Origin of the sequence: Nonomuraea sp. NPDC052634, assembly GCF_040678535.1 — a bacterium.
Classification (GTDB): domain Bacteria; phylum Actinomycetota; class Actinomycetes; order Streptosporangiales; family Streptosporangiaceae; genus Nonomuraea; species Nonomuraea fastidiosa.
Genome location: NZ_JBFATY010000001.1, coordinates 1,533,850 through 1,550,739, shown reverse-complemented (window position 1 = coordinate 1,550,739; position 16,890 = coordinate 1,533,850). Strand labels below are relative to the sequence as shown.

Sequence of the window (16,890 nt, the reverse complement as noted above, 5' to 3'; positions counted from 1 at the left end):
AGCTCCCTCCCCGGTTCACGCGGCCTCCCGGTTCACGCGGCCTCCCGGTTCACGCGGCCTCCCGGTTCACGCTGGCTCCCCGCTCGTGGCGGCCGCCCGCGCGAGCCTGGCGTGGGCCAGAGCGGCGTACAGGGCGGCGCCGTCGGGCAGCACCGAGTCGTCGAAGACCGCGTCGGGGGAGTGGTTGTAGGGGGCCGTCGCCGGGTCGCGGTCCGGCGGGCAGGCGCCCAGGAAGATGAACGCGCCGGGCACGTTCTCCAGCACGTACGAGAAGTCCTCAGAGCCCATGATCGGGTTCGGCGCGACGGCGTAGCGGCCGGGGCCGAACAGCTCGTCGGCCGTCGTGCCCGCGAACTCCGCCTCCGTCGGGTCGTTCACCGTCACCGGGTAGCCCATGCCGAACGACGTCTCCGCCGTCATCCCGTACGCGGCCGCGATGCCCTCCACGACCTCCACCAGCCGCCGCTTGGCCAGCGCCCGGTTCTCCTTGCTGAAGGTCCGCACCGTCGCCTCGAAGTGGGCCTCGTCCGGGATGATGTTGTCGGCCGAGCCCGCCTGGAACTTGCCGACCGTCACCACGACCGGGTCGAACACGTTGAACGTCCTCGTCACCATGGCCTGGATCGAGGTCACCATCTCGCAGGCGGCCTGGATCGGGTCCAGCGACAGGTGCGGGGTCGAGCCGTGCCCGCCGCGCCCCTTCACCGTCACGAGGAACGTGTCGGCCGCCGCCATCAGCGGCCCCGGCCGCGACGCGAACACCTTCGGCGGCAGCACCGACGACACCACGTGCATGCCGTACGCGGCCACCGGGCGGGAGCCCGCCGCGTCCAGCACGCCCTCCTCGATCATGTGCTTGGCGCCGTCGTGGCCCTCCTCGCCCGGCTGGAACATGAAGATCACATCGCCGGCCAGCTCGTCGCGCCGCGCGCTCAGCAGCCGCGCCGCGCCCACCAGCATCGCCGTGTGCAGGTCGTGGCCGCAGGCGTGCATCCGGCCCGGCTCTTGGGAGATGAACGGCAGGTCGTTCTTCTCGGTCACGGGCAGCGCGTCCATGTCGCCCCGCAGCAGCACCGCCGGGGCCTGTCCGCCGCCAGGACGTCCGCCGCGCAGCACGGCCGTCACCGAGCTGAGCGCGGACCCGGTCGTGATCTCCAGCGGCAGCCCCTCCAGAGCCGCCAGCACCTTCTCCTGGGTGCGCGGCAGGTGCAGGCCGATCTCGGGGGTGGTGTGCAGGGAGCGCCTGAGCTGGACGATCTCGTCCCGCATGTCTTGGGCGGTTTCAGTGAACGACATGGGGAACATTCTTCATCTGCGGGACGGGAAGTCGATAAGGCCCTATCGGTACGATGGGCGCGTGACTCAGCGTAAGCGGATCGACGCCTGGTTGTCCGACATGGACGGCGTGCTCGTTCATGAAGGGCGGCCCATCCCCGGTGCGGACGAATTCATCAAGAAGCTCAGCGAGTCGGGGCGCAAGTTCCGGGTCCTGACCAACAATTCGATCTACACCCCACGCGACCTGTCCGTCCGCCTCGCGAACGCCGGCCTCGACGTGCCGGCCGAGTCCATCTGGACCTCCGCCCAGGCCACCGCGCAGTTCCTCGACGACCAGCGGCCCGGCGGGTCGGCGTACGTGATCGGCGAGGCCGGGCTGACCACGGCGCTGCACGAGGTCGGCTACGTGCTGACCGACCTCGACCCCGACTACGTGGTGCTCGGCGAGACCCGCACCTACAGCTTCACCCAGATCACCCGCGCCATCCGGCTCATCGAGGGCGGCGCCCGCTTCATCGCCACCAACCCCGACCCCATCGGCCCCTCCACCGAGGGCTCGCTGCCGGCCTGCGGCGCCGTCGCCGCCATGATCACCAAGGCCACGGGCGTGGAGCCGTACTTCGTCGGCAAGCCCAACCCGCGCATGATGCGCAGCGCGCTCAATGAGATCGAGGCGCACAGCGAGACCACGGCGATGATCGGCGACCGCATGGACACCGACATCGTCTCGGGCATGGAGGCCGGGCTCTACACGATCCTCGTGCTCACCGGGGTCACGCAGCGGCGGGAGATCGAGCGGTTCCCGTACCGGCCGTCCCTGGTCGTCGAGTCGGTCGCCGAGCTCATCGACCTGATCTGAGCCCGGCTCGGCCGGGGTGGCGCGACGAGGCGCGGGCAGGGCGGCATTCGCCGCCCGCTCACGCGGGGAGGCCGGGCGCGCCCGCGTCACAGCACCGAAAGCGCCGGCTCCATGACCTCGGCAGGGCAGAGCTGCCGGATCACCCGCCGCACCTGATCGCGCAGGTCGGCGGAGGTCAGGTGGCCGTTGTCGTCGAAGTGCGGCCAGGCCGGCGAGATGACCAGCTCGGCGCCCGACACCACGGCGCCCGCCCCGAGCAGACGCTTGTACAGCTCCGCCTGCGCCCACATGGCACCGCAGGCCCGCGCGCTCGCGCTCATCACCGCCACGTGCTTGCCCGCCAGCCCGTCCCGCGCGGCCATCCAGTCCAGTGCGTGGGTCAGCTCCATCGGCAGCAGGCTGTGCTCAGGAGCCGTGAGCAGGATCGCGTCGCTCCCGGCCACCAGCGAGACCAGCTCCCGCGCCGGTGCGGGAACGGGCCCCGGCTGGTACGGCGGGATATCGCTCAGCCCCCGCCACACCTCGAAACGCACGCTCTCCGGCAATTCGCCGCCTGCCGCGTCCAGCAATCTGGTGATGAATGACCCCGCGTGGAGACTGGCGGCGATCCCGATGATTTTCACCCACTGCTCCCAAGGGGTTCCGGTGTTACCGGGAACCTGCCCGATGCCGCGGATGTCCAAGACCATGCAGAAGTCAAGAGGCGCACAGTCTTCCCCGAACCGTCGCCTTTGTGACGTCGGCTCGGGGTGTACCGGTCCGGCCGGACATGTGCCCAGCGCGTACCCGGACGAGCGCGCGTCGTACCCGGCGGAACGCCGGTTCAGCGTGCGCCTTCCCGCACATCGGAGTCCCTCGGGCGGCGGAAGATGAGCGCCAGCACGCGCAGGCCCAGGATCGCGGCGATCATCAGCAGGTTGTAGCCGATGAGGTGAAGCAGCGTCGTCGAGCCCGTCAGCACGGGCCCGCCGTCGGTGGTCAGCAGGATGACCGCCATCAGCCCCGCCGTCGCGCCCAGCACCGTGAGCAGCACCTGGTGCAGCAGGCCCGTCAGGTAGCGGCGGTCGCGCTCGTCGGCGAGCAGCCGCACGTTCATCGTGAACCGGCCGTGCTCGGCGGCGCTGGCGATGCGCTCGACCCGGCGCGGCAGGCGGCGCAGCATCGGCACGAGGGCGGTCAGCTCCTGGGTGAGCGAATCGCGGACGGTCTCGGGCGTGATCTGCTCCGACAGGTAGCGTCCGGCGAACGCGCGGGCCTCGCTGATGAGGTTGAAGCCGGGCGACAGGCGCACCAGCGTGCCCTCCAGCGTGGCGAGCGCGCGGAAGACGGCGGCCACCTCGGGCGGGATCGACAGCCCGTACGCCGAGACGATCTTGAACAGGTCGGTGAAGAGCTGCGCGCTGTCCAGACCGGGCCCGAGATGCCGGGCCATGAACTGCCCGACGGCCCGCTCCAGCGCCGGCTCGTCGATCTCCTCAGGGCGCGGCACCACCTCCAGGAGCGCGTCCGTGACGCCGAGGGGGTCCTGGCGGTTCATGGCCAGCAGGAAGCGCTGCAGCGCCGCGCGGACGGAGCCGTCGAGCCGGCCCACCGAGCCGAAGTCGAGCAGGCCGAGCGTGCCGTCGTCCAGCAGCATGAGGTTGCCGGGGTGCGGGTCGGCGTGGAAGACGCCCTCGATCAGGATCTGCCTGAGCAGGCAGTCGAGCAGGCCACGGGCGAGGCGTGTCCCCTGGCCGGGGTCGGCGGCGGTGACCGGGCGTCCCGACAGGCGCTCCATGACCAGCACCCGCTCGGAGCACATCGCGCTGATCGGCGCGGGATACCTCACCGGCACCGTGCTCCCGGAGCTCCCGGAGCCCCAGGACCCGCCCCGGTCGCCTGAGCCGCGGGCCGGGAGGGAGGCCGAGACGGCGGCCATGTTGGCGGCCTCGACGCCGAAGTCCAGCTCCTCCATGATCGCCGTGGCGAACCCCTCGGCAAGGTCGCACAGGCCGAGCGAGCGGCCCCACCGGGTCCTGCTCTCCAGCGTGGCGGCCAGCCGCCGGACGATCTCCAGGTCCCGGCCGACGACCGCCTCGATGCCCGGCCGCCGTACCTTGACCACGACCTCGCGGCCGGAGTGGAGCCGGGCGGCGTGCACCTGGCCGATGGAGGCGGCGGCCAGCGGGGTACGGTCGAACGCGGCGAACACCTCGTCGACCGGCCCGCCCAGCTCCTCGCGCAGCACCGGCTCGATCTGCTCCCACGGGGCCGGGGCGACCTGGTCCTGCAGCCGTCCCAGCTCCTCGACGAACTCGGCGGGCAGCAGGTCGCGCCGGGTGGACAGCACCTGGCCGAGCTTGATGAACGTCACCCCGCCGTCGTCGAGCGCCGCACGCAGCGACGCGGCCAGGCGCAGCTTGCCCGACCGGTCGTCCAGGCGCTCGCCCCGGCCGCGCAGGTACGGGCCGAGGCCGTGCCTGACGGCGATCCTGGTGATCTGCGAGTAGCGCCTGGCCCGCGACAGCCGCCCGCGTACGGACCTGGCCAGCTCCAGCGGCCCCGGCACCGACCCGGGCGGCACCAGAGCCTCGGCCAGCACCAGCAGCGCCATGGGGATCAGCACCATGGCCATGAGGACCAGCAGCAGCACGCCCAGCGCGGCCGCGTCGGGCGGCTGACGGCCGTCCGCCGGGACCACGGTGGCGACGATCGGCCGCAGCACCGACTGGCCCAGCCCGAGCGCGAGCAGCGCCGCAAGGAACGTGCGCAGCGCCCCGAACCTGACGCCCAGCAGCCGCTGCGTGACGACCGCGAGGAGCATGATCGTCAGCAGCGTGGCGATCCCGACGACGACCGATGAGGGGAAGTCCATGGGGCAGGATCCTCCCACGTCACCGCAGATCGCCACATCATGATCCTCGCTGAGGACGAACCACCACCAGCCGGCCTGCCGGACCTCGCCGGGGCACGAACGGGCGGCCGGGGAGTGCCGGTCACCGCCCGCACGGGCGGACCGGGGGCGCGGGCGGGCGATACCGCCTTGCCCCTGGCGGGGTCACTTCCGAGTCGTCGCCGGGCGGGTCACTGGCGGGCGGCCATGCGGGCGCGCCGCTCCTCGCGGCGCTCGACGAAGCGGGTGGCGGTCGCGTCGGTCTTGGCCAGGAACGCGGCAAGCTCCTCCCGCGCCTTCTCGCCCTCGTCGTCCAGCCCGGTCTTGTCGAACACCGACCACTGCCGCAGCACCGGCATGAGCACGTCGTCCAGGTGCAGCCGCAGGTCGTAGATGCCCTCGTTGGCGATGATCAGAGACTTGCGCGCGAAGCCCTCCATGCCCTGGCCGGGCATCTGGAAGGTGGTCACGACGTCGGTGACCGCCCGCATGGTCTGGTTGGGGTCGAGCTCGAAGGCCGCCTTGAGCAGGTTGCGGTAGAAGAGCATGTGCAGGTTCTCGTCGGCGGCGATCCTGGCGAGCAGGCGCTCGCAGCCCTCGTCGCCGGAGGCCTTGCCGGTGTTGCGGTGTGCGATGCGGGTGGCCAGTTCCTGGAAGGAGACGTACGCGATCTGCTGCAGCATCGTGGCGTACTCGGTCTTGAAGCCCTGCTCCATGTGGCGCATGCGGGCGCGCTCAAGAGCCACGGGATCCACGGCGCGGGTCACGGTGAGGTAGTCGCGGATGGCGCTGCCGTGGCGGTCCTCCTCGGCGGTCCAGCGATGCACCCACGTGCCCCAGGCCCCGTCGCGGCCGAACGTCGTGGCGATCTCGTGGTGGTAGCTCGGCAGGTTGTCCTCGGTCAGGAGGTTGACGATGAGCGACACCCTCGCGGCCTCGGGGAGCTTGGAGTCGCTCTCCTGCCACGCCTCACCCCCGTAGATGCCGTCGAAGTCGCGGCCTTCGCTCCACGGGATGTACTCGTGCGGGAACCACTCCTTCGCCATCTTCTCGTGGCGGTCGAGTTCTCGGGCCACGACGGGCTCGAGCTCGTGCAGCAGCTCCGTCTGAGTCATCGCCATAAAAGATCTTCTCCTTCAGGTTACGGTACCGTAGGTTAGGCTACCCGAAGGACATACCGGTCAAATAGGGTGGATATATGCGACCCAGTGTCCGTGGTGTCCTTCTCGACCACGACGAGCGGCTCGTTCTGTTCCGTCGTACGGTGCCGGGACGCGCGCGCTACTGGACGGTGCCGGGCGGGCACGTCGAGCCGGAGGACGGCACACTCGAGGACGCTCTGCATCGCGAGCTGCTGGAAGAGCTGGGTGCCACGGTCTACGCGGTGCGCCACCTCGTGACCGTGTCCTACCCGTGGATGGGCGAGGTGAAGACCCAGCACGTGTACGGGTGCCGTCTTGTGACCATGGACCCCGCGCTGCGCACCGGCCCCGAGTTCTCCGATCCTGCGCGCGGGGTGTACGAGGTGGAACGCGTACCGCTGAAGCGGTCTGAGCTCTTCGCGCGGAACCTCATTCCGCAGGCGGTGGCCGGCTACCTCTCGGCCACCATCACCGCCCTTCCCCGCCTCATCGTCCCCTGACGCGCCGGGAGGGTTTCCACGCCGCAAGCCGCCCTTCCGGCGGGCCGAGGCAGAGGGATGCGGCCGCGTCAGGCCGGTGACGGGCGCAGACGTGAGGTGGCGCCGGCATAGCGGAGAGGAGCGGGCCGTTCGCGGCGGGGCGTGGGCCTCGGTGCGGTGGGCTGTTCGCGGCGGGGGATGGGCCTCGGTGCGGTGGGCTGTTCGCGGCGGGGGATGGGCCCCGGTGCGGTGGGCCGTTCACGGTCCGAACAGTGGCTCCGACGCGCGGTGGCGACGTGCGGGCCGGCCGTTCGCCGCCGGATGGCGGGCCCGCCGGTGGCGGGCAGCGGGCCGAACCCCCGGTGGGGTGGCGAGGGCGTGCGGCCGGAAGCGCGGTCGCTGGAGACCGGCGAGTGAGCGGTCAGGGGTCGCGGCGGAGGCGCTTGAGGTCGGAGCGGTGCTTCTTGGCGGCGATGCGCCGCTCGACCGCGCCCCGGCTGGGCTTGGTCGGCCGCCGGCGCTTGGGCGGCGGGGCGATCGCCTCGCGCAGCCGCTGCGCGAGCCGGTTGGCGGCGGCTTCGCGGTTGCGGAGCTGGGAGCGGTGTTCGGAGGCGGCGATCGTGATCGTGCCGCTGCCGAGCCGGCTGAGCGCCCGCGCCTTGAGCGCGGGCGGCAGCGCCGTGGTCGCGGACACGTCGAAGATCAGCTCCACCCGGCTGTCGGTGGTGTTGACGCCCTGGCCGCCAGGACCCGAGGAACGCGAGAAACGCCAGACGAGCTCGGCGTCGGGGATGACGACCGAGTCGTTGACGATCAGCGGGCCGGGCATGGCGGGAGACTCCTGTTCGCGAAGTGCTGCTACGTACGACATGTCACCGTATACGGGCGGCATATACCGCCTGCAACGGCATTTTCCGCTTCATCCTTCCGTTGACGCCCCGGCGGGCGGCGGCGTATGCCACTATCGCGCGAGAGGACACGGGGATGGGGGAGGCGCGATGCCCGGCATCGTCGGCGTGCACGGAATCGGCAAGTACGACTACTACCTCAGAGCCGGACGTTCGGTGCCCGGCGCGGAGGCGGCCATGCGCCGCAAGTGGGACCGCTACCTGCACGCGGCACTCGGCGGCGAGGCCAAGCCCTACTTCGCGGAGATCGCCTACTACTCCCACCTCCTGAACGACGGCGGCGACCTCGACGCGGCGCCCAAAGAGGCCATGGAGGCGCAGGCCCACCAGGTCCTCGCCGAGTGGGCCAAGAACCTGGGGATCGGCGAGCACGTCACGGGCGCGCTCAAGTCGTTCACCGGCTGGCTGCTGGACAAGCTGGACGAGCGGTCGGCGGCGTTCGCCAAGCTGTTCGCGCCCGAGGTGGCCACGTACCTCACCGACCAGGGCAGGCGGGAGAAGTGCCGGGGGCTCGTGGCCGACGTCATCCGGCGGCGTCGGCCCCGCGTGGTCATCGCGCACTCGCTCGGCAGCGTGGTCACGTACGAGGCGCTGTGGGCCTGCCCGGACATCGGCGTGGACCTGCTCGTCACCCTCGGCAGCCCGCTCGGCATGCGCAACGTCGTCTTCGAACGCCTCCTGCCGGCCCCCGTCAACGGCCGTGGCGAGCGCCCGCCGGGCGTACGCCGCTGGGTGAACATCGCCGACAAGGACGACATCGCCGCCATCCCGCCCGAGCTGGCCGGGTGCTTCACCGGCGTGGACGCCGAAGAGCTGGTCAACCTCGACTGGATCGACTTCCACACCGCCGAGAAGTACCTGGGCTGCCCGGCGCTCGGCGCGCATCTGCGACCATTCCTCGCATGACGTGGATCGTGTTCGACTACGGCGGCGTGCTCTCCCTGCCCCAATCGGCGGCCGACGCCGAGGCGATGGCGCGGGCGGTGGGAGCCGACCCCGACGAGTTCCAGCGCGGCTATTGGGAACATCGCCTCGCCTTCGACCGTGCCGACCTGAGCCCGCAGGCGTACTGGAGCGCCGTGCTCGGCCGCACCGCCACCGCCGAGGAGGTCGCCCGGCTGGTCGCCATGGACGTCGCGAGCTGGGCCAACCCCGACCCGGGCACGGTCGGGCTGCTCGCCGAGCTGCTCGACGCCGGACGTGACGTGGCGCTGCTGTCGAACGCGCCCATCTGCGTCGGCGACGGCCTCGACCAGCTCCCCTGGATCTCCGCCATCGGCCACCGCTTCTACAGCGGCAGGATGGGCCTGGTGAAGCCCGACCGGGCGATCTACGACGAGCTGGCGCGCGGCATCGGCGCCGACCCGTCCGAGATCGTCTTCATCGACGACCGCGAGGAGAACGTCGAGGGCGCCCGGCGCGCCGGCATGCGCGCCGTCCACTTCACCGACGCCACCGCCCTGCGCGCCGCCTTGCCCTTGTCGGCTTGACGGCGGACTGCGGACGTCCTCCGGGCGCCGCCCGCCCGGACGCTGCCGGATGCCCGCCCGGCGGATGTGGCCTGGCCGGGACACGGACCGACCCGCGTGGACCGCTTGCCGGCCGTCACCGCCCGCTGGGTCGTCCGGCCGGCCGCGGTGCTCGCCGCGCCGAAGCGCGTCGCCCTCCGACGCCGCGCAGGCGGGGAGGTTCTCTGGAAGGTTGCTGAAAGGCGGCTGTGGGTTTGCTCAATCGCGGGTGGGGTGGCCGGGCCCCGGCGGTGGCAGGTGATGCCGGGGTCCGGCCGGGTGACCGGGCCGGACGGGCGGGTGGTGACCGTCCGGCCCGGTCGGCTCAGGTGCCGGGCCAGCTCGCGTCGGGGAACTCGCCCGACGTGCCGCCCGGCATGACCACCTGGTCCTGCTCGCTCAGCCCCGAGACGACCTGTACGTACTGGTCGCCGCGCACCCCCGTGCGCACCACCTTGGCCGCGTCCCGCCCTCCGGAGCGTACGGTGACGACCTGGGTCCCGTCGGGACGGCTGCGAACGGCGGACGCCGGCACGTACAGCGCGTCCTTGACCTCGTCCGTGGTGATCGTCACCGAGGCGGTCTGGCCGAGCATGAGCCCGGACGGTGGCTTGTCGAAGGCCAGCGTCACCCCGTACTGGACCAGCCGCCCTGACACCGTCGCGGCGGGCGCGATCGCCGTCACCGTGCCCGCGTACCGCTCCCCGGCCCGGGTCGCCAGCGTGATCGCGGCCTTCTGCCCGACCTTCAGCCGGTTCACGTCGGACTCGGTGACCATCGCCCGCACCTGCAGCTCGTCCAGGTCGCCCAGGGTGATGAAGGCGCCGGTCCCGGCCTTGTCACCGGCCGCGCCCGCGATCGAGAGGACCGTGCCCGCCGCCGGGGCGACGATCCTGGTCCCCCGTACGGCGTCCGCGGCCTCCTCGACGGCGGCCTCGGCGCGTTCCACGTTCGCGGTGGCCTGTTCGGTGCTGAGCCCTCCCTTGGCCGGCCGGCCGCCGGTCCTCGCCTGCCGGGTTCCGTCCTGCGCGCAGCTGTCCCGTTCGGTGCGGGGCTTGGACTCCTTGGACGTCCTCGCCGTCGTCGGTCTGCCGGTGGCCGCCGGCCTGCCGCTGGTGGCGGGTCTTGCCGAGGGACCGGGGGTGGTCGCTTGCGGCGTCTCGCCGGCCTCGTCCGCGTCACCGGTCCCGGGAATGCCCTGGAGCCTGTCGGATGGGGTGGCGGGTGGTTCGTCAAGGGCGGGTGGGGGAGTGGCGGTGACCGTGGCCGTGACCGTCACGGTGGCCGTCGCGGTGACCGTCACCGTCGGCTGAGGTTCCGGCCCGGGCTCCCCGGGTTCGGGCGTGGGCGTCGGATGCGGCGTGTACGGCGCCTCGGGCCCCGCCACGCCCCCAGCCGCCGATGCGCACCCCGGCGTCCCGCCCGCAGCGGCCGTTGACGCCTTGTCCAGCGCCTCCTGAGCCGCCGCGAGATCCGCCTTGGCCGCCTCGTACGCCTCCCGCGCCGCCCGCCCGTCGATCCTGGCCAGCACCTGGCCCTTCTTCACCTTGGCCCCGACCTTGACGTACACCTTCGTCACCGTCCCGGCCGAGCCGAACGCCAGGTCGCGACGGGAGCCGTCCACGGTGTTGCCCGCCGCGCTGACCGAGGCCGTGACCTGCCCGCGCTGCGCGGCGGCCAGCCGTACCTGGGCGGCGGGCACGGGGTCGTCGCGCAGCGCCAGCGCCAGGCCGGTCCCGGCCATGAGCACGGCGAGGGCGAGCCCGCCCAGCGCGATTGTCGGTCTCATGACGGGACATCCTGGCCGAGCAGGTTGGCCGCAGCCTGCGCGCACCCTCAGAGTTTCCTGGACGCCGCCGGGACGCCGCCGTCGTCCAGCGAACGTTCAGCTTGCTCGCGGCTGCGTCACAGCCTGGTGTGCGAGGGTCACCGCTCGTGAAGGTGTCGATCAGACGCAGGGCGCTGGTGACCAACGGGGTGCTCACGGTGCTCCTGCTGGGCGGTGCCGGCCTCGTGTACGCGCAGCTCGGCACGGACCGGGCCGCGGGTGAGACGGCCGTGCGCACGGTGACCGCGAGCCGCGGCTCGGTGACCGCGTCGGTGTCGGCCTCGGGCGCGGTCGAGAGCGCGCGGGCCCGCGCTCTGTCGTTCGGTACGAGCGGGACCGTCGAGAAGATCTACGTCAAGGCCGGCGACAAGGTGGCCAAGGGCGACATCCTGGCCAGGCTGGACGACACGGCGGCGCAGGAGAACCTGGCGGCGGCCAAGGCCGCGTACGACAGCGCCGTGGCGGACGGCACGGACACGGCGCAGCTCTACGCCGCCTACATCAAGGCACGCAACGCCTACCGGCAGGCGCAGCGCACGGTGGCGGCCACGGTCATCAAGGCCCCGTTCAAGGGCACGGTCACCGCGGTGAACGGCTCCGTCGGAGGCCAGAGCACCGGCGGCACGGGCGCAGGAGGCGACCAGGCGGCGGGCGGCTTCATCGAGCTGGCCGACACCACCAAGCTCCGCCTCGTCGGCACGTTCACCGAGTCGGACGCCGGCCGTCTCAAGAAGGGCCAGCAGGCCACGATCACGTTCGACGCGCTGCCCGGCGTGACCGCGACCGGCAAGGTGACGCAGATCGAGCCGGTCGCCGCCACCAGCGACAACGTCGTGCGCTACCCGGTGACGATCACGTTCACAAAGGTCCCGGAGCAGGTCAGGCTGGGACAGACCGCCACGGTCGAGGTCGTGGTCGGCAGGGCCGAGAACGTCGTCACCGTCCCCTCCACCGCGGTCTCCACCAGCGGCGGGCAGACCACGGTCACCGTGCTCAGGGACGGCCGCCAGGTCAGGACCCCGGTCGAGGTCGGCGTCCAGGGCGCCGCGCTCACCGAGATCGTCTCCGGCGTGTCGGAGGGCGAGCAGATCGTGCCGCCCTCCACCCCGACCGGCGGCACCGGAAGCGGCCCGGACGGCCGGCGGTTCGGCGGCGGCTTCCCCGGCGGAGGCCGCAGATGACGGTCCCGGTCCTGCGGGTGCGCAACCTGGTCAAGGAGTACGGCGAGGGCGAGGCCAAGGTACGGGCGCTGCGCGGCGTCAGCCTCGACGTCGAACAGGGCGACTACGTGGCCATCATGGGCGCGTCCGGCTCCGGCAAGTCCACGCTGATGAACATCCTCGGCTGCCTCGACGTCCCCACCTCGGGCACGTACGAGATCGACGGCACCGACGTGGGCCGCCTGGACGAGCACCAGCTCGCCGTGCTGCGCAACCGCCGCGTCGGCTTCGTCTTCCAGGCGTTCAACCTGATCCCGCGCATGAGCGCGCTGGCCAACGTGGAGCTGCCCCTCGTGTACGGCGGCGTCGCCCCGGCCGAGCGGCGCGCCCGCGCGCTGGCCGCGCTGGAACGGGTCGGCCTGGCCGGCCGGGTGCACCACGAGCCGAACCGGCTCTCCGGCGGCCAGCAGCAGCGGGTGGCCGTGGCCAGGGCCCTGGTGACCGCCCCGGCGCTGCTGCTCGCCGACGAGCCGACCGGCAACCTGGACACCGCCTCGACGGCCGACGTCCTGCAGATCCTGGACGGGCTCAGCGCGTCCGGCCGCACGATCGTGCTGATCACACACGAGGACGACGTGGCCGCGCACGCCAAGCGGGTGATCCGGCTGGTGGACGGCGAGATCGTGGACGACCGCCGCCAGGCCCCGGTGGACGGCCCGCCGCCCCGCCTGGTGGAGGCCGCCCGGTGAACCAGATCGAGATCCTCCGCTTCGCCCTGCGCGGCCTGCTGGCGAACAAGCTGCGCAGCGCGCTGACCACGCTCGGCATCCTCATCGGCGTGGCCGCCGTGATCATGCTGGTGGCCATCGGCGAGGGCTCCTCGCGCAGCATCCAGCAGAACATCCAGCGGCTGGGCGCCAACACGCTGACGATCTCGCCGTCGTTCTCCGGAGGAGGGGGCCAGCGCGGGCCTTCCGGCGGCAACACCGGGCCGCGCACGCAGGCCAGGCAGCTCAGCCTCGCCGACGCCAGGGCGCTGACGGACAAGACGCTGGCCCCGTCGGTGAAGAGCGTCTCGCCGGTGGTGACGGTCTCCGCGGCCCAGGCGGTGTACGGCGCCGCGAGCCACCCGATCGCGCAGCTCGTCGGCACCTACCCGAGCTACTTCGAGGCCGTCAACAAGCCGGTCGCGAAGGGCGCCTACTTCTACAACGACGACGTGCTCGCCGCCAGGAAGGTCATGGTCATCGGCCAGACGGTCGCGGACGAGCTGTTCGGCGCGACCGACCCGATCGGCCGGCAGGTCAGCGTGAAGGGGGTGCCGTTCACGGTGGTCGGGGTGCTCAAGGCGGCCGGGTCGAGCGGCGCGCAGGACGCCGACGACGTGGCCGTGGCGCCGCTGCCCGCCGTACAGCAGAGCCTGAGCGGGTTCGGCTCGCTGAACCAGATCGTCGTGCAGGCGACCGGAGCGGAGACCACCTCGGCGGCCCAGGCGGAGGTCACCGCTATTCTCAACCAACGACACGGCATCACGAACCCCAACAACCCCGACTATCGCCTCCTCAACCAGGCGACGTTGCAGGAGACCGTCAGCGAGGCCACCGGCACCTTCACCGTGCTGCTCGCCGCGGTCGCCGCGATCTCGCTGCTCGTGGGCGGCATCGGCATCACCAACATCATGCTGGTGACGGTGACCGAGCGCACCCGCGAGATCGGCATCCGCAAGGCGCTGGGCGCGCCCAGGAGCGCCATCCTGGGCCAGTTCCTCATGGAGGCCACGCTGCTGAGCCTGGTCGGCGGGCTGTCGGGGGTGCTGGTGGCGTTCGCAGGGACCCGGTTCAGCATCGCCGGCATCGAGCCGGTCCTCGTGCCGTCGTCGGTCGTGCTGGCGCTGGGCGTCTCGGTGGGGATCGGGCTGTTCTTCGGCGGCTACCCCGCCAACCGGGCGGCCAAGCTCAGGCCGATCGAGGCCCTGCGCCACGAGTAAGGAGAAGGAGATGGACAAGCTGGACTCCTCGCCGTTCCCCGGCGACCTGCGTGAGGAGCTCGCCGTGCGGCCGGCGAGGGGCGTCTCGAAGGTCACGCTCGCGCTCGGCGCCGGGGTCGTGCTGGTGGCCGGGATCCTCATCGGCATCCAGGCGCACAGCGCGTTCGGCTCGACGTCCCGGGCCGGTGCGGGCCCCCAGGCGGGCCCCCTGGCCGGCGCGGCGCGGCAGGCGACCGGCGAGCAGGCCGGCGCCGGGCAGCGCGCCCGGCAGCCGGGCCGCTTCGGTGGTCAGGGCAGAGGAGCGGGCGGTACGGCCGGCACGATCGAGAAGGTCGAGGACGGCACGATCCACCTGAAGACCGCGGCCGGCGAGACCGTCACCGTCGCCACCACCGGCGAGACCACCGTGCTGATCTCCAAGCCGGGCGAGCTCGCCGACCTCAAGGCGGGCGACACGATCGTGGTACGCGGCACGCCCGGCGCCGGCGGCGCGGTGACCGCGACCTCCATCACCCAGGGCGGCCCCGCGCCGCGAGGAGGGGGCCCGCGATGAGCGAACCCGAGGCCAGGCTGCTGGTGGTCGACGACGAACCCAACATCAGGGAGCTGTTCTCGGCGAGCCTGCGCATGGCCGGGTTCGAGGTGCTGACGGCGGCCGACGGCAAGGAGGCCCTGCGGGTGGCCGAGGAGAGCTCGCCTGACCTGGTGATGCTCGACGTGATGCTGCCCGACCTGGACGGCCTGGCGGTCGCGGGAAGGCTGCGGTCCCGCGGCCGCCGGGTGCCCGTCCTCTTCGTGACCGCCAAGGACACGCCGGAGGACCGCATCGCCGGGCTGGGGCTCGGCGAGGACTACGTGACCAAGCCGTTCAGCCTCGAGGAGGTCATCGCGCGCATCAGGGCCATCCTGCGCAGGACCCGCCGCGGCACCCCGCCGCCGAACCGGCTGCGGGTCGCCGACGTCGAGCTGGACGAGGAGAGTCACGAGGTCTGGCGCGACGGCGTCCTCGTACGGCTGTCGCCCACCGAGTTCCGGCTGCTGCGCTACTTCATGCTGAACGTGGGCCGGGTGCTGTCGAAGAAGCAGATTCTCGACCACGTCTGGAACGGCGACTGGCGCACCGACGTCGGGCTCGTCGAGTCGTACGTCTCCTACCTGCGCCGCAAGATCGACACCGGCGAGGAGAAGTACCTCCACACCCTGCGCGGGGTCGGTTACATCCTGCGCCCGCCCCGCCTATGAAGAAGATCAGGAAGCACCTGTCCAGGACGCCGCTCTGGCTGCGGCTGGTCTCGGCCACCCTGCTGCTGGTCACCCTCGCGATCACACTGACCGGCCTGTTCGCCGTGCGGCTGCTGCGCAGCTATCTCGTCGAACGCGTCGATCGCCAGCTTCACGTGGCCGCCATGCCGCGCGAGGCCCCGCTGCCCGTCGAGCCCCGCGCCGACGGGCGTCCGCAGCGCTTCTTCGGCCTGTTCCACGGCGTCGTGCTGAGCCCGGAAGGCGACGTCGTCAGGACCTTCAGCGAGTCCACCGAGGAGTACAGGCCCGCCCTGCCCCGCATGACCGGCGCCGAGGTGCGGGCCCGCGCCGGACGCCCGTTCACCGTGGAGTCCACCGCCGCGGGCGGGCCGAGCTGGCGGGTCGTCGCCGCGCCCGCCCGCGACGGCCACAACAGGATGATGGCCATCAGCCTCGGCGAGGTGGACGCCACCGTCTCCCAGCTCGCCCTCATCGTGGCGGTGGCCGGCGGCGGCACGCTCGCCGTCCTCGGGTTCCTCTGTTATTGGCTGGTACGCAGGAGCCTGCGCCCGCTCGGCGAGATCGCGCGTACCGCGAACGACATCGCCGGCGGCGACCTGTCGCGCCGCGTGCCGCTCTGGGCCGGCACCACCGAGGTCGGCAGGCTCGGCCGCTCGCTCAACACCATGCTCGCCCGCATCGAGAGCGCGGTCCGCGAACGGGAGGAGGCCGCCGAGGCGGCCCGCGAGTCCGCCACCGCCGCCCGCCGCTCCGAGGAGCTGATGCGCCGGTTCATGGCCGACGCCTCGCACGAGCTGCGCACGCCGCTCACCTCCATCAGGGGGTTCGCCGAGCTGTACCGGCTGGGGGAGAAGAAGGACCTGGACGAGGCCGTACGGCTGCTCGGCCGCATCGAGGGGCAGGCCGCCAGGATGGGGCTGCTGGTCGAGGACATGCTGCTGCTGGCCCGCCTGGACCAGCGGCGCGAGCTGGCGATGCGGCCCGTGGACCTGCTCAGCCTGTGCGCCACCGCCGTCATCGACGCCCAGACGCTCGCCCCCGACCGGCGGATCGAGCTGGTACGGCTCTTCGACGGCGAGGGCGAGGTCGTCGTCACCGGCGACGAGACCCGGCTCGGCCAGGTGCTCAACAACCTCGTCACCAACGCGCTCACCCACACCCCGCCCGGCACCCCCTTCCAGGTCCGCGTGGGGATCGACGGCGACCACGCGGTGGTGGAGGTCGCCGACGAGGGGCCCGGGTTCGCGCCGGAGGTGGCGGAGCGCGTGTTCGAACGCTTCTACCGCGCCGACCCGGCCCGCAGCACCGGCGGCTCCGGGCTGGGGCTGTCGATCGCGGCGACCCTGGTGGAGGCGCACGGCGGCGTCATCATGGCGGAGTCGGAACCCGGCAAGGGCGCCCTGTTCCGCGTCATCCTCCCCATGGACCCCGAACAGCCGCCCGAGAACCCCGCCCCTCAGCCCCCCGCCCCCGGCTCCTGACCCGGCCGCCTCGCCCTCCGGCCCCGACGTCCCACCCGCGCCGACCCCGGCTCTCAAGGCCGCACCGCGCGACGGCCCGCCGCCCGCCTCCGGCATCGGCACTCCGCCCTTGAGTGGCTCGCCTG

16 protein-coding genes are annotated in these 16,890 nt (G+C 72.4%); 10 read left to right on the top strand and 6 right to left on the bottom strand.

What is annotated here, in order from left to right; all coding sequences use genetic code 11:
• Positions 1–66: 66 nt before the first annotated feature.
• On the bottom strand, positions 67–1,296 hold the full coding sequence (locus AB0K67_RS07055; RefSeq protein WP_364054190.1) for a M20 family metallopeptidase: 1,230 nt from the start codon (positions 1,294–1,296) through the stop codon (positions 67–69).
• A 61-nt stretch (positions 1,297–1,357) separates the two neighbouring features.
• Here AB0K67_RS07055 and AB0K67_RS07050 point away from each other — a divergent pair, with 61 nt between their 5' ends.
• On the top strand, positions 1,358–2,137 hold the full coding sequence (locus AB0K67_RS07050) for an HAD-IIA family hydrolase (protein WP_364054187.1): 780 nt from the start codon (positions 1,358–1,360) through the stop codon (positions 2,135–2,137).
• Positions 2,138–2,223: 86 nt separating this feature from the next.
• Here the strand turns inward: AB0K67_RS07050 and AB0K67_RS07045 are convergent, their stop codons facing one another.
• The 3 genes from AB0K67_RS07045 to AB0K67_RS07035 all read right to left on the bottom strand — a co-directional run bounded on the left by AB0K67_RS07045 (position 2,224) and on the right by AB0K67_RS07035 (position 6,130).
• Positions 2,224–2,760: an NADPH-dependent FMN reductase gene (locus tag AB0K67_RS07045; RefSeq protein ID WP_364054184.1), complete on the bottom strand. Its 537-nt coding sequence runs from the start codon at positions 2,758–2,760 to the stop codon at positions 2,224–2,226.
• A gap of 200 nt (positions 2,761–2,960) precedes the next feature.
• On the bottom strand, positions 2,961–4,991 hold the full coding sequence (locus AB0K67_RS07040; protein WP_364054181.1) for an AarF/UbiB family protein: 2,031 nt from the start codon (positions 4,989–4,991) through the stop codon (positions 2,961–2,963).
• A gap of 209 nt (positions 4,992–5,200) precedes the next feature.
• On the bottom strand, positions 5,201–6,130 hold the full coding sequence (locus tag AB0K67_RS07035; RefSeq protein WP_364054178.1) for an acyl-ACP desaturase: 930 nt from the start codon (positions 6,128–6,130) through the stop codon (positions 5,201–5,203).
• 77 nt (positions 6,131–6,207) lie between these two features.
• On the opposite strand from AB0K67_RS07035, the gene AB0K67_RS07030 reads away from it, so the two are divergent.
• On the top strand, positions 6,208–6,651 hold the full coding sequence (locus tag AB0K67_RS07030; protein ID WP_364054175.1) for an NUDIX hydrolase: 444 nt from the start codon (positions 6,208–6,210) through the stop codon (positions 6,649–6,651).
• 400 nt (positions 6,652–7,051) lie between these two features.
• On the opposite strand, the gene arfB is transcribed toward AB0K67_RS07030, so the two are convergent.
• On the bottom strand, positions 7,052–7,459 hold the full coding sequence (gene arfB, locus AB0K67_RS07025) for an alternative ribosome rescue aminoacyl-tRNA hydrolase ArfB (RefSeq protein WP_364057470.1): 408 nt from the start codon (positions 7,457–7,459) through the stop codon (positions 7,052–7,054).
• 169 nt (positions 7,460–7,628) lie between these two features.
• On the opposite strand from arfB, the gene AB0K67_RS07020 reads away from it, so the two are divergent.
• Entirely contained in the window at positions 7,629–8,444 is an 816-nt protein-coding gene (locus AB0K67_RS07020; protein ID WP_364054172.1) for a hypothetical protein, read from the top strand.
• Positions 8,441–9,028, top strand: a complete 588-nt coding sequence (locus tag AB0K67_RS07015) for an HAD family phosphatase (RefSeq protein WP_364054169.1) — start codon at positions 8,441–8,443, stop codon at positions 9,026–9,028. Before AB0K67_RS07020 ends, AB0K67_RS07015 begins: the two co-directional genes overlap by 4 nt.
• 343 nt (positions 9,029–9,371) lie before the next feature.
• Here the strand turns inward: AB0K67_RS07015 and AB0K67_RS07010 are convergent, their stop codons facing one another.
• A complete protein-coding gene (locus AB0K67_RS07010) occupies positions 9,372–10,835 on the bottom strand; it encodes an efflux RND transporter periplasmic adaptor subunit (protein WP_364054166.1) in 1,464 nt (487 codons plus the stop codon).
• A 146-nt stretch (positions 10,836–10,981) separates the two neighbouring features.
• Between AB0K67_RS07010 and AB0K67_RS07005 the strand changes: the two genes are divergently transcribed.
• The 6 genes from AB0K67_RS07005 to AB0K67_RS06980 are packed head-to-tail and all read left to right on the top strand — an operon-like array spanning position 10,982 to position 16,765.
• Positions 10,982–12,055, top strand: a complete 1,074-nt coding sequence (locus tag AB0K67_RS07005) for an efflux RND transporter periplasmic adaptor subunit (RefSeq protein ID WP_364054163.1) — start codon at positions 10,982–10,984, stop codon at positions 12,053–12,055.
• Positions 12,052–12,783 carry an ABC transporter ATP-binding protein gene (locus tag AB0K67_RS07000; RefSeq protein ID WP_364054160.1) on the top strand — a complete coding sequence of 244 codons (732 nt, stop codon included), beginning with the start codon at positions 12,052–12,054 and terminating at the stop codon, positions 12,781–12,783. The genes AB0K67_RS07005 and AB0K67_RS07000 overlap by 4 nt, the downstream gene beginning before the upstream one ends.
• A complete protein-coding gene (locus AB0K67_RS06995; RefSeq protein WP_364054157.1) occupies positions 12,780–14,021 on the top strand; it encodes an ABC transporter permease in 1,242 nt (413 codons plus the stop codon). Before AB0K67_RS07000 ends, AB0K67_RS06995 begins: the two co-directional genes overlap by 4 nt.
• 10 nt (positions 14,022–14,031) lie before the next feature.
• On the top strand, positions 14,032–14,574 hold the full coding sequence (locus tag AB0K67_RS06990; protein WP_364054154.1) for a hypothetical protein: 543 nt from the start codon (positions 14,032–14,034) through the stop codon (positions 14,572–14,574).
• Positions 14,571–15,263, top strand: a complete 693-nt coding sequence (locus AB0K67_RS06985; protein WP_364054151.1) for a response regulator transcription factor — start codon at positions 14,571–14,573, stop codon at positions 15,261–15,263. Before AB0K67_RS06990 ends, AB0K67_RS06985 begins: the two co-directional genes overlap by 4 nt.
• A complete protein-coding gene (locus AB0K67_RS06980) occupies positions 15,260–16,765 on the top strand; it encodes a HAMP domain-containing sensor histidine kinase (RefSeq protein ID WP_364054148.1) in 1,506 nt (501 codons plus the stop codon). The genes AB0K67_RS06985 and AB0K67_RS06980 overlap by 4 nt, the downstream gene beginning before the upstream one ends.
• Positions 16,766–16,890 lie beyond the last annotated feature (125 nt).

What these genes read in the sequence shown, in the direction of transcription:
- AB0K67_RS07055 (WP_364054190.1), bottom strand. Translation starts at nt 1,296, where the DNA reads ATGTCGTTCACTGAAACCGCCCAAGACATGCGGGACGAGATCGTCCAG.
- AB0K67_RS07040 (WP_364054181.1), bottom strand. Translation starts at nt 4,991, where the DNA reads ATGGACTTCCCCTCATCGGTCGTCGTCGGGATCGCCACGCTGCTGACG.
- AB0K67_RS07035 (WP_364054178.1), bottom strand. Translation starts at nt 6,130, where the DNA reads ATGGCGATGACTCAGACGGAGCTGCTGCACGAGCTCGAGCCCGTCGTG.
- AB0K67_RS07030 (WP_364054175.1), top strand. Translation starts at nt 6,208, where the DNA reads ATGCGACCCAGTGTCCGTGGTGTCCTTCTCGACCACGACGAGCGGCTC.
- arfB (WP_364057470.1), bottom strand. Translation starts at nt 7,459, where the DNA reads ATGCCCGGCCCGCTGATCGTCAACGACTCGGTCGTCATCCCCGACGCC.
- AB0K67_RS07020 (WP_364054172.1), top strand. Translation starts at nt 7,629, where the DNA reads ATGCCCGGCATCGTCGGCGTGCACGGAATCGGCAAGTACGACTACTAC.
- AB0K67_RS07015 (WP_364054169.1), top strand. Translation starts at nt 8,441, where the DNA reads ATGACGTGGATCGTGTTCGACTACGGCGGCGTGCTCTCCCTGCCCCAA.
- AB0K67_RS07010 (WP_364054166.1), bottom strand. Translation starts at nt 10,835, where the DNA reads ATGAGACCGACAATCGCGCTGGGCGGGCTCGCCCTCGCCGTGCTCATG.
- AB0K67_RS07000 (WP_364054160.1), top strand. Translation starts at nt 12,052, where the DNA reads ATGACGGTCCCGGTCCTGCGGGTGCGCAACCTGGTCAAGGAGTACGGC.
- AB0K67_RS06990 (WP_364054154.1), top strand. Translation starts at nt 14,032, where the DNA reads ATGGACAAGCTGGACTCCTCGCCGTTCCCCGGCGACCTGCGTGAGGAG.
- AB0K67_RS06985 (WP_364054151.1), top strand. Translation starts at nt 14,571, where the DNA reads ATGAGCGAACCCGAGGCCAGGCTGCTGGTGGTCGACGACGAACCCAAC.
- AB0K67_RS06980 (WP_364054148.1), top strand. Translation starts at nt 15,260, where the DNA reads ATGAAGAAGATCAGGAAGCACCTGTCCAGGACGCCGCTCTGGCTGCGG.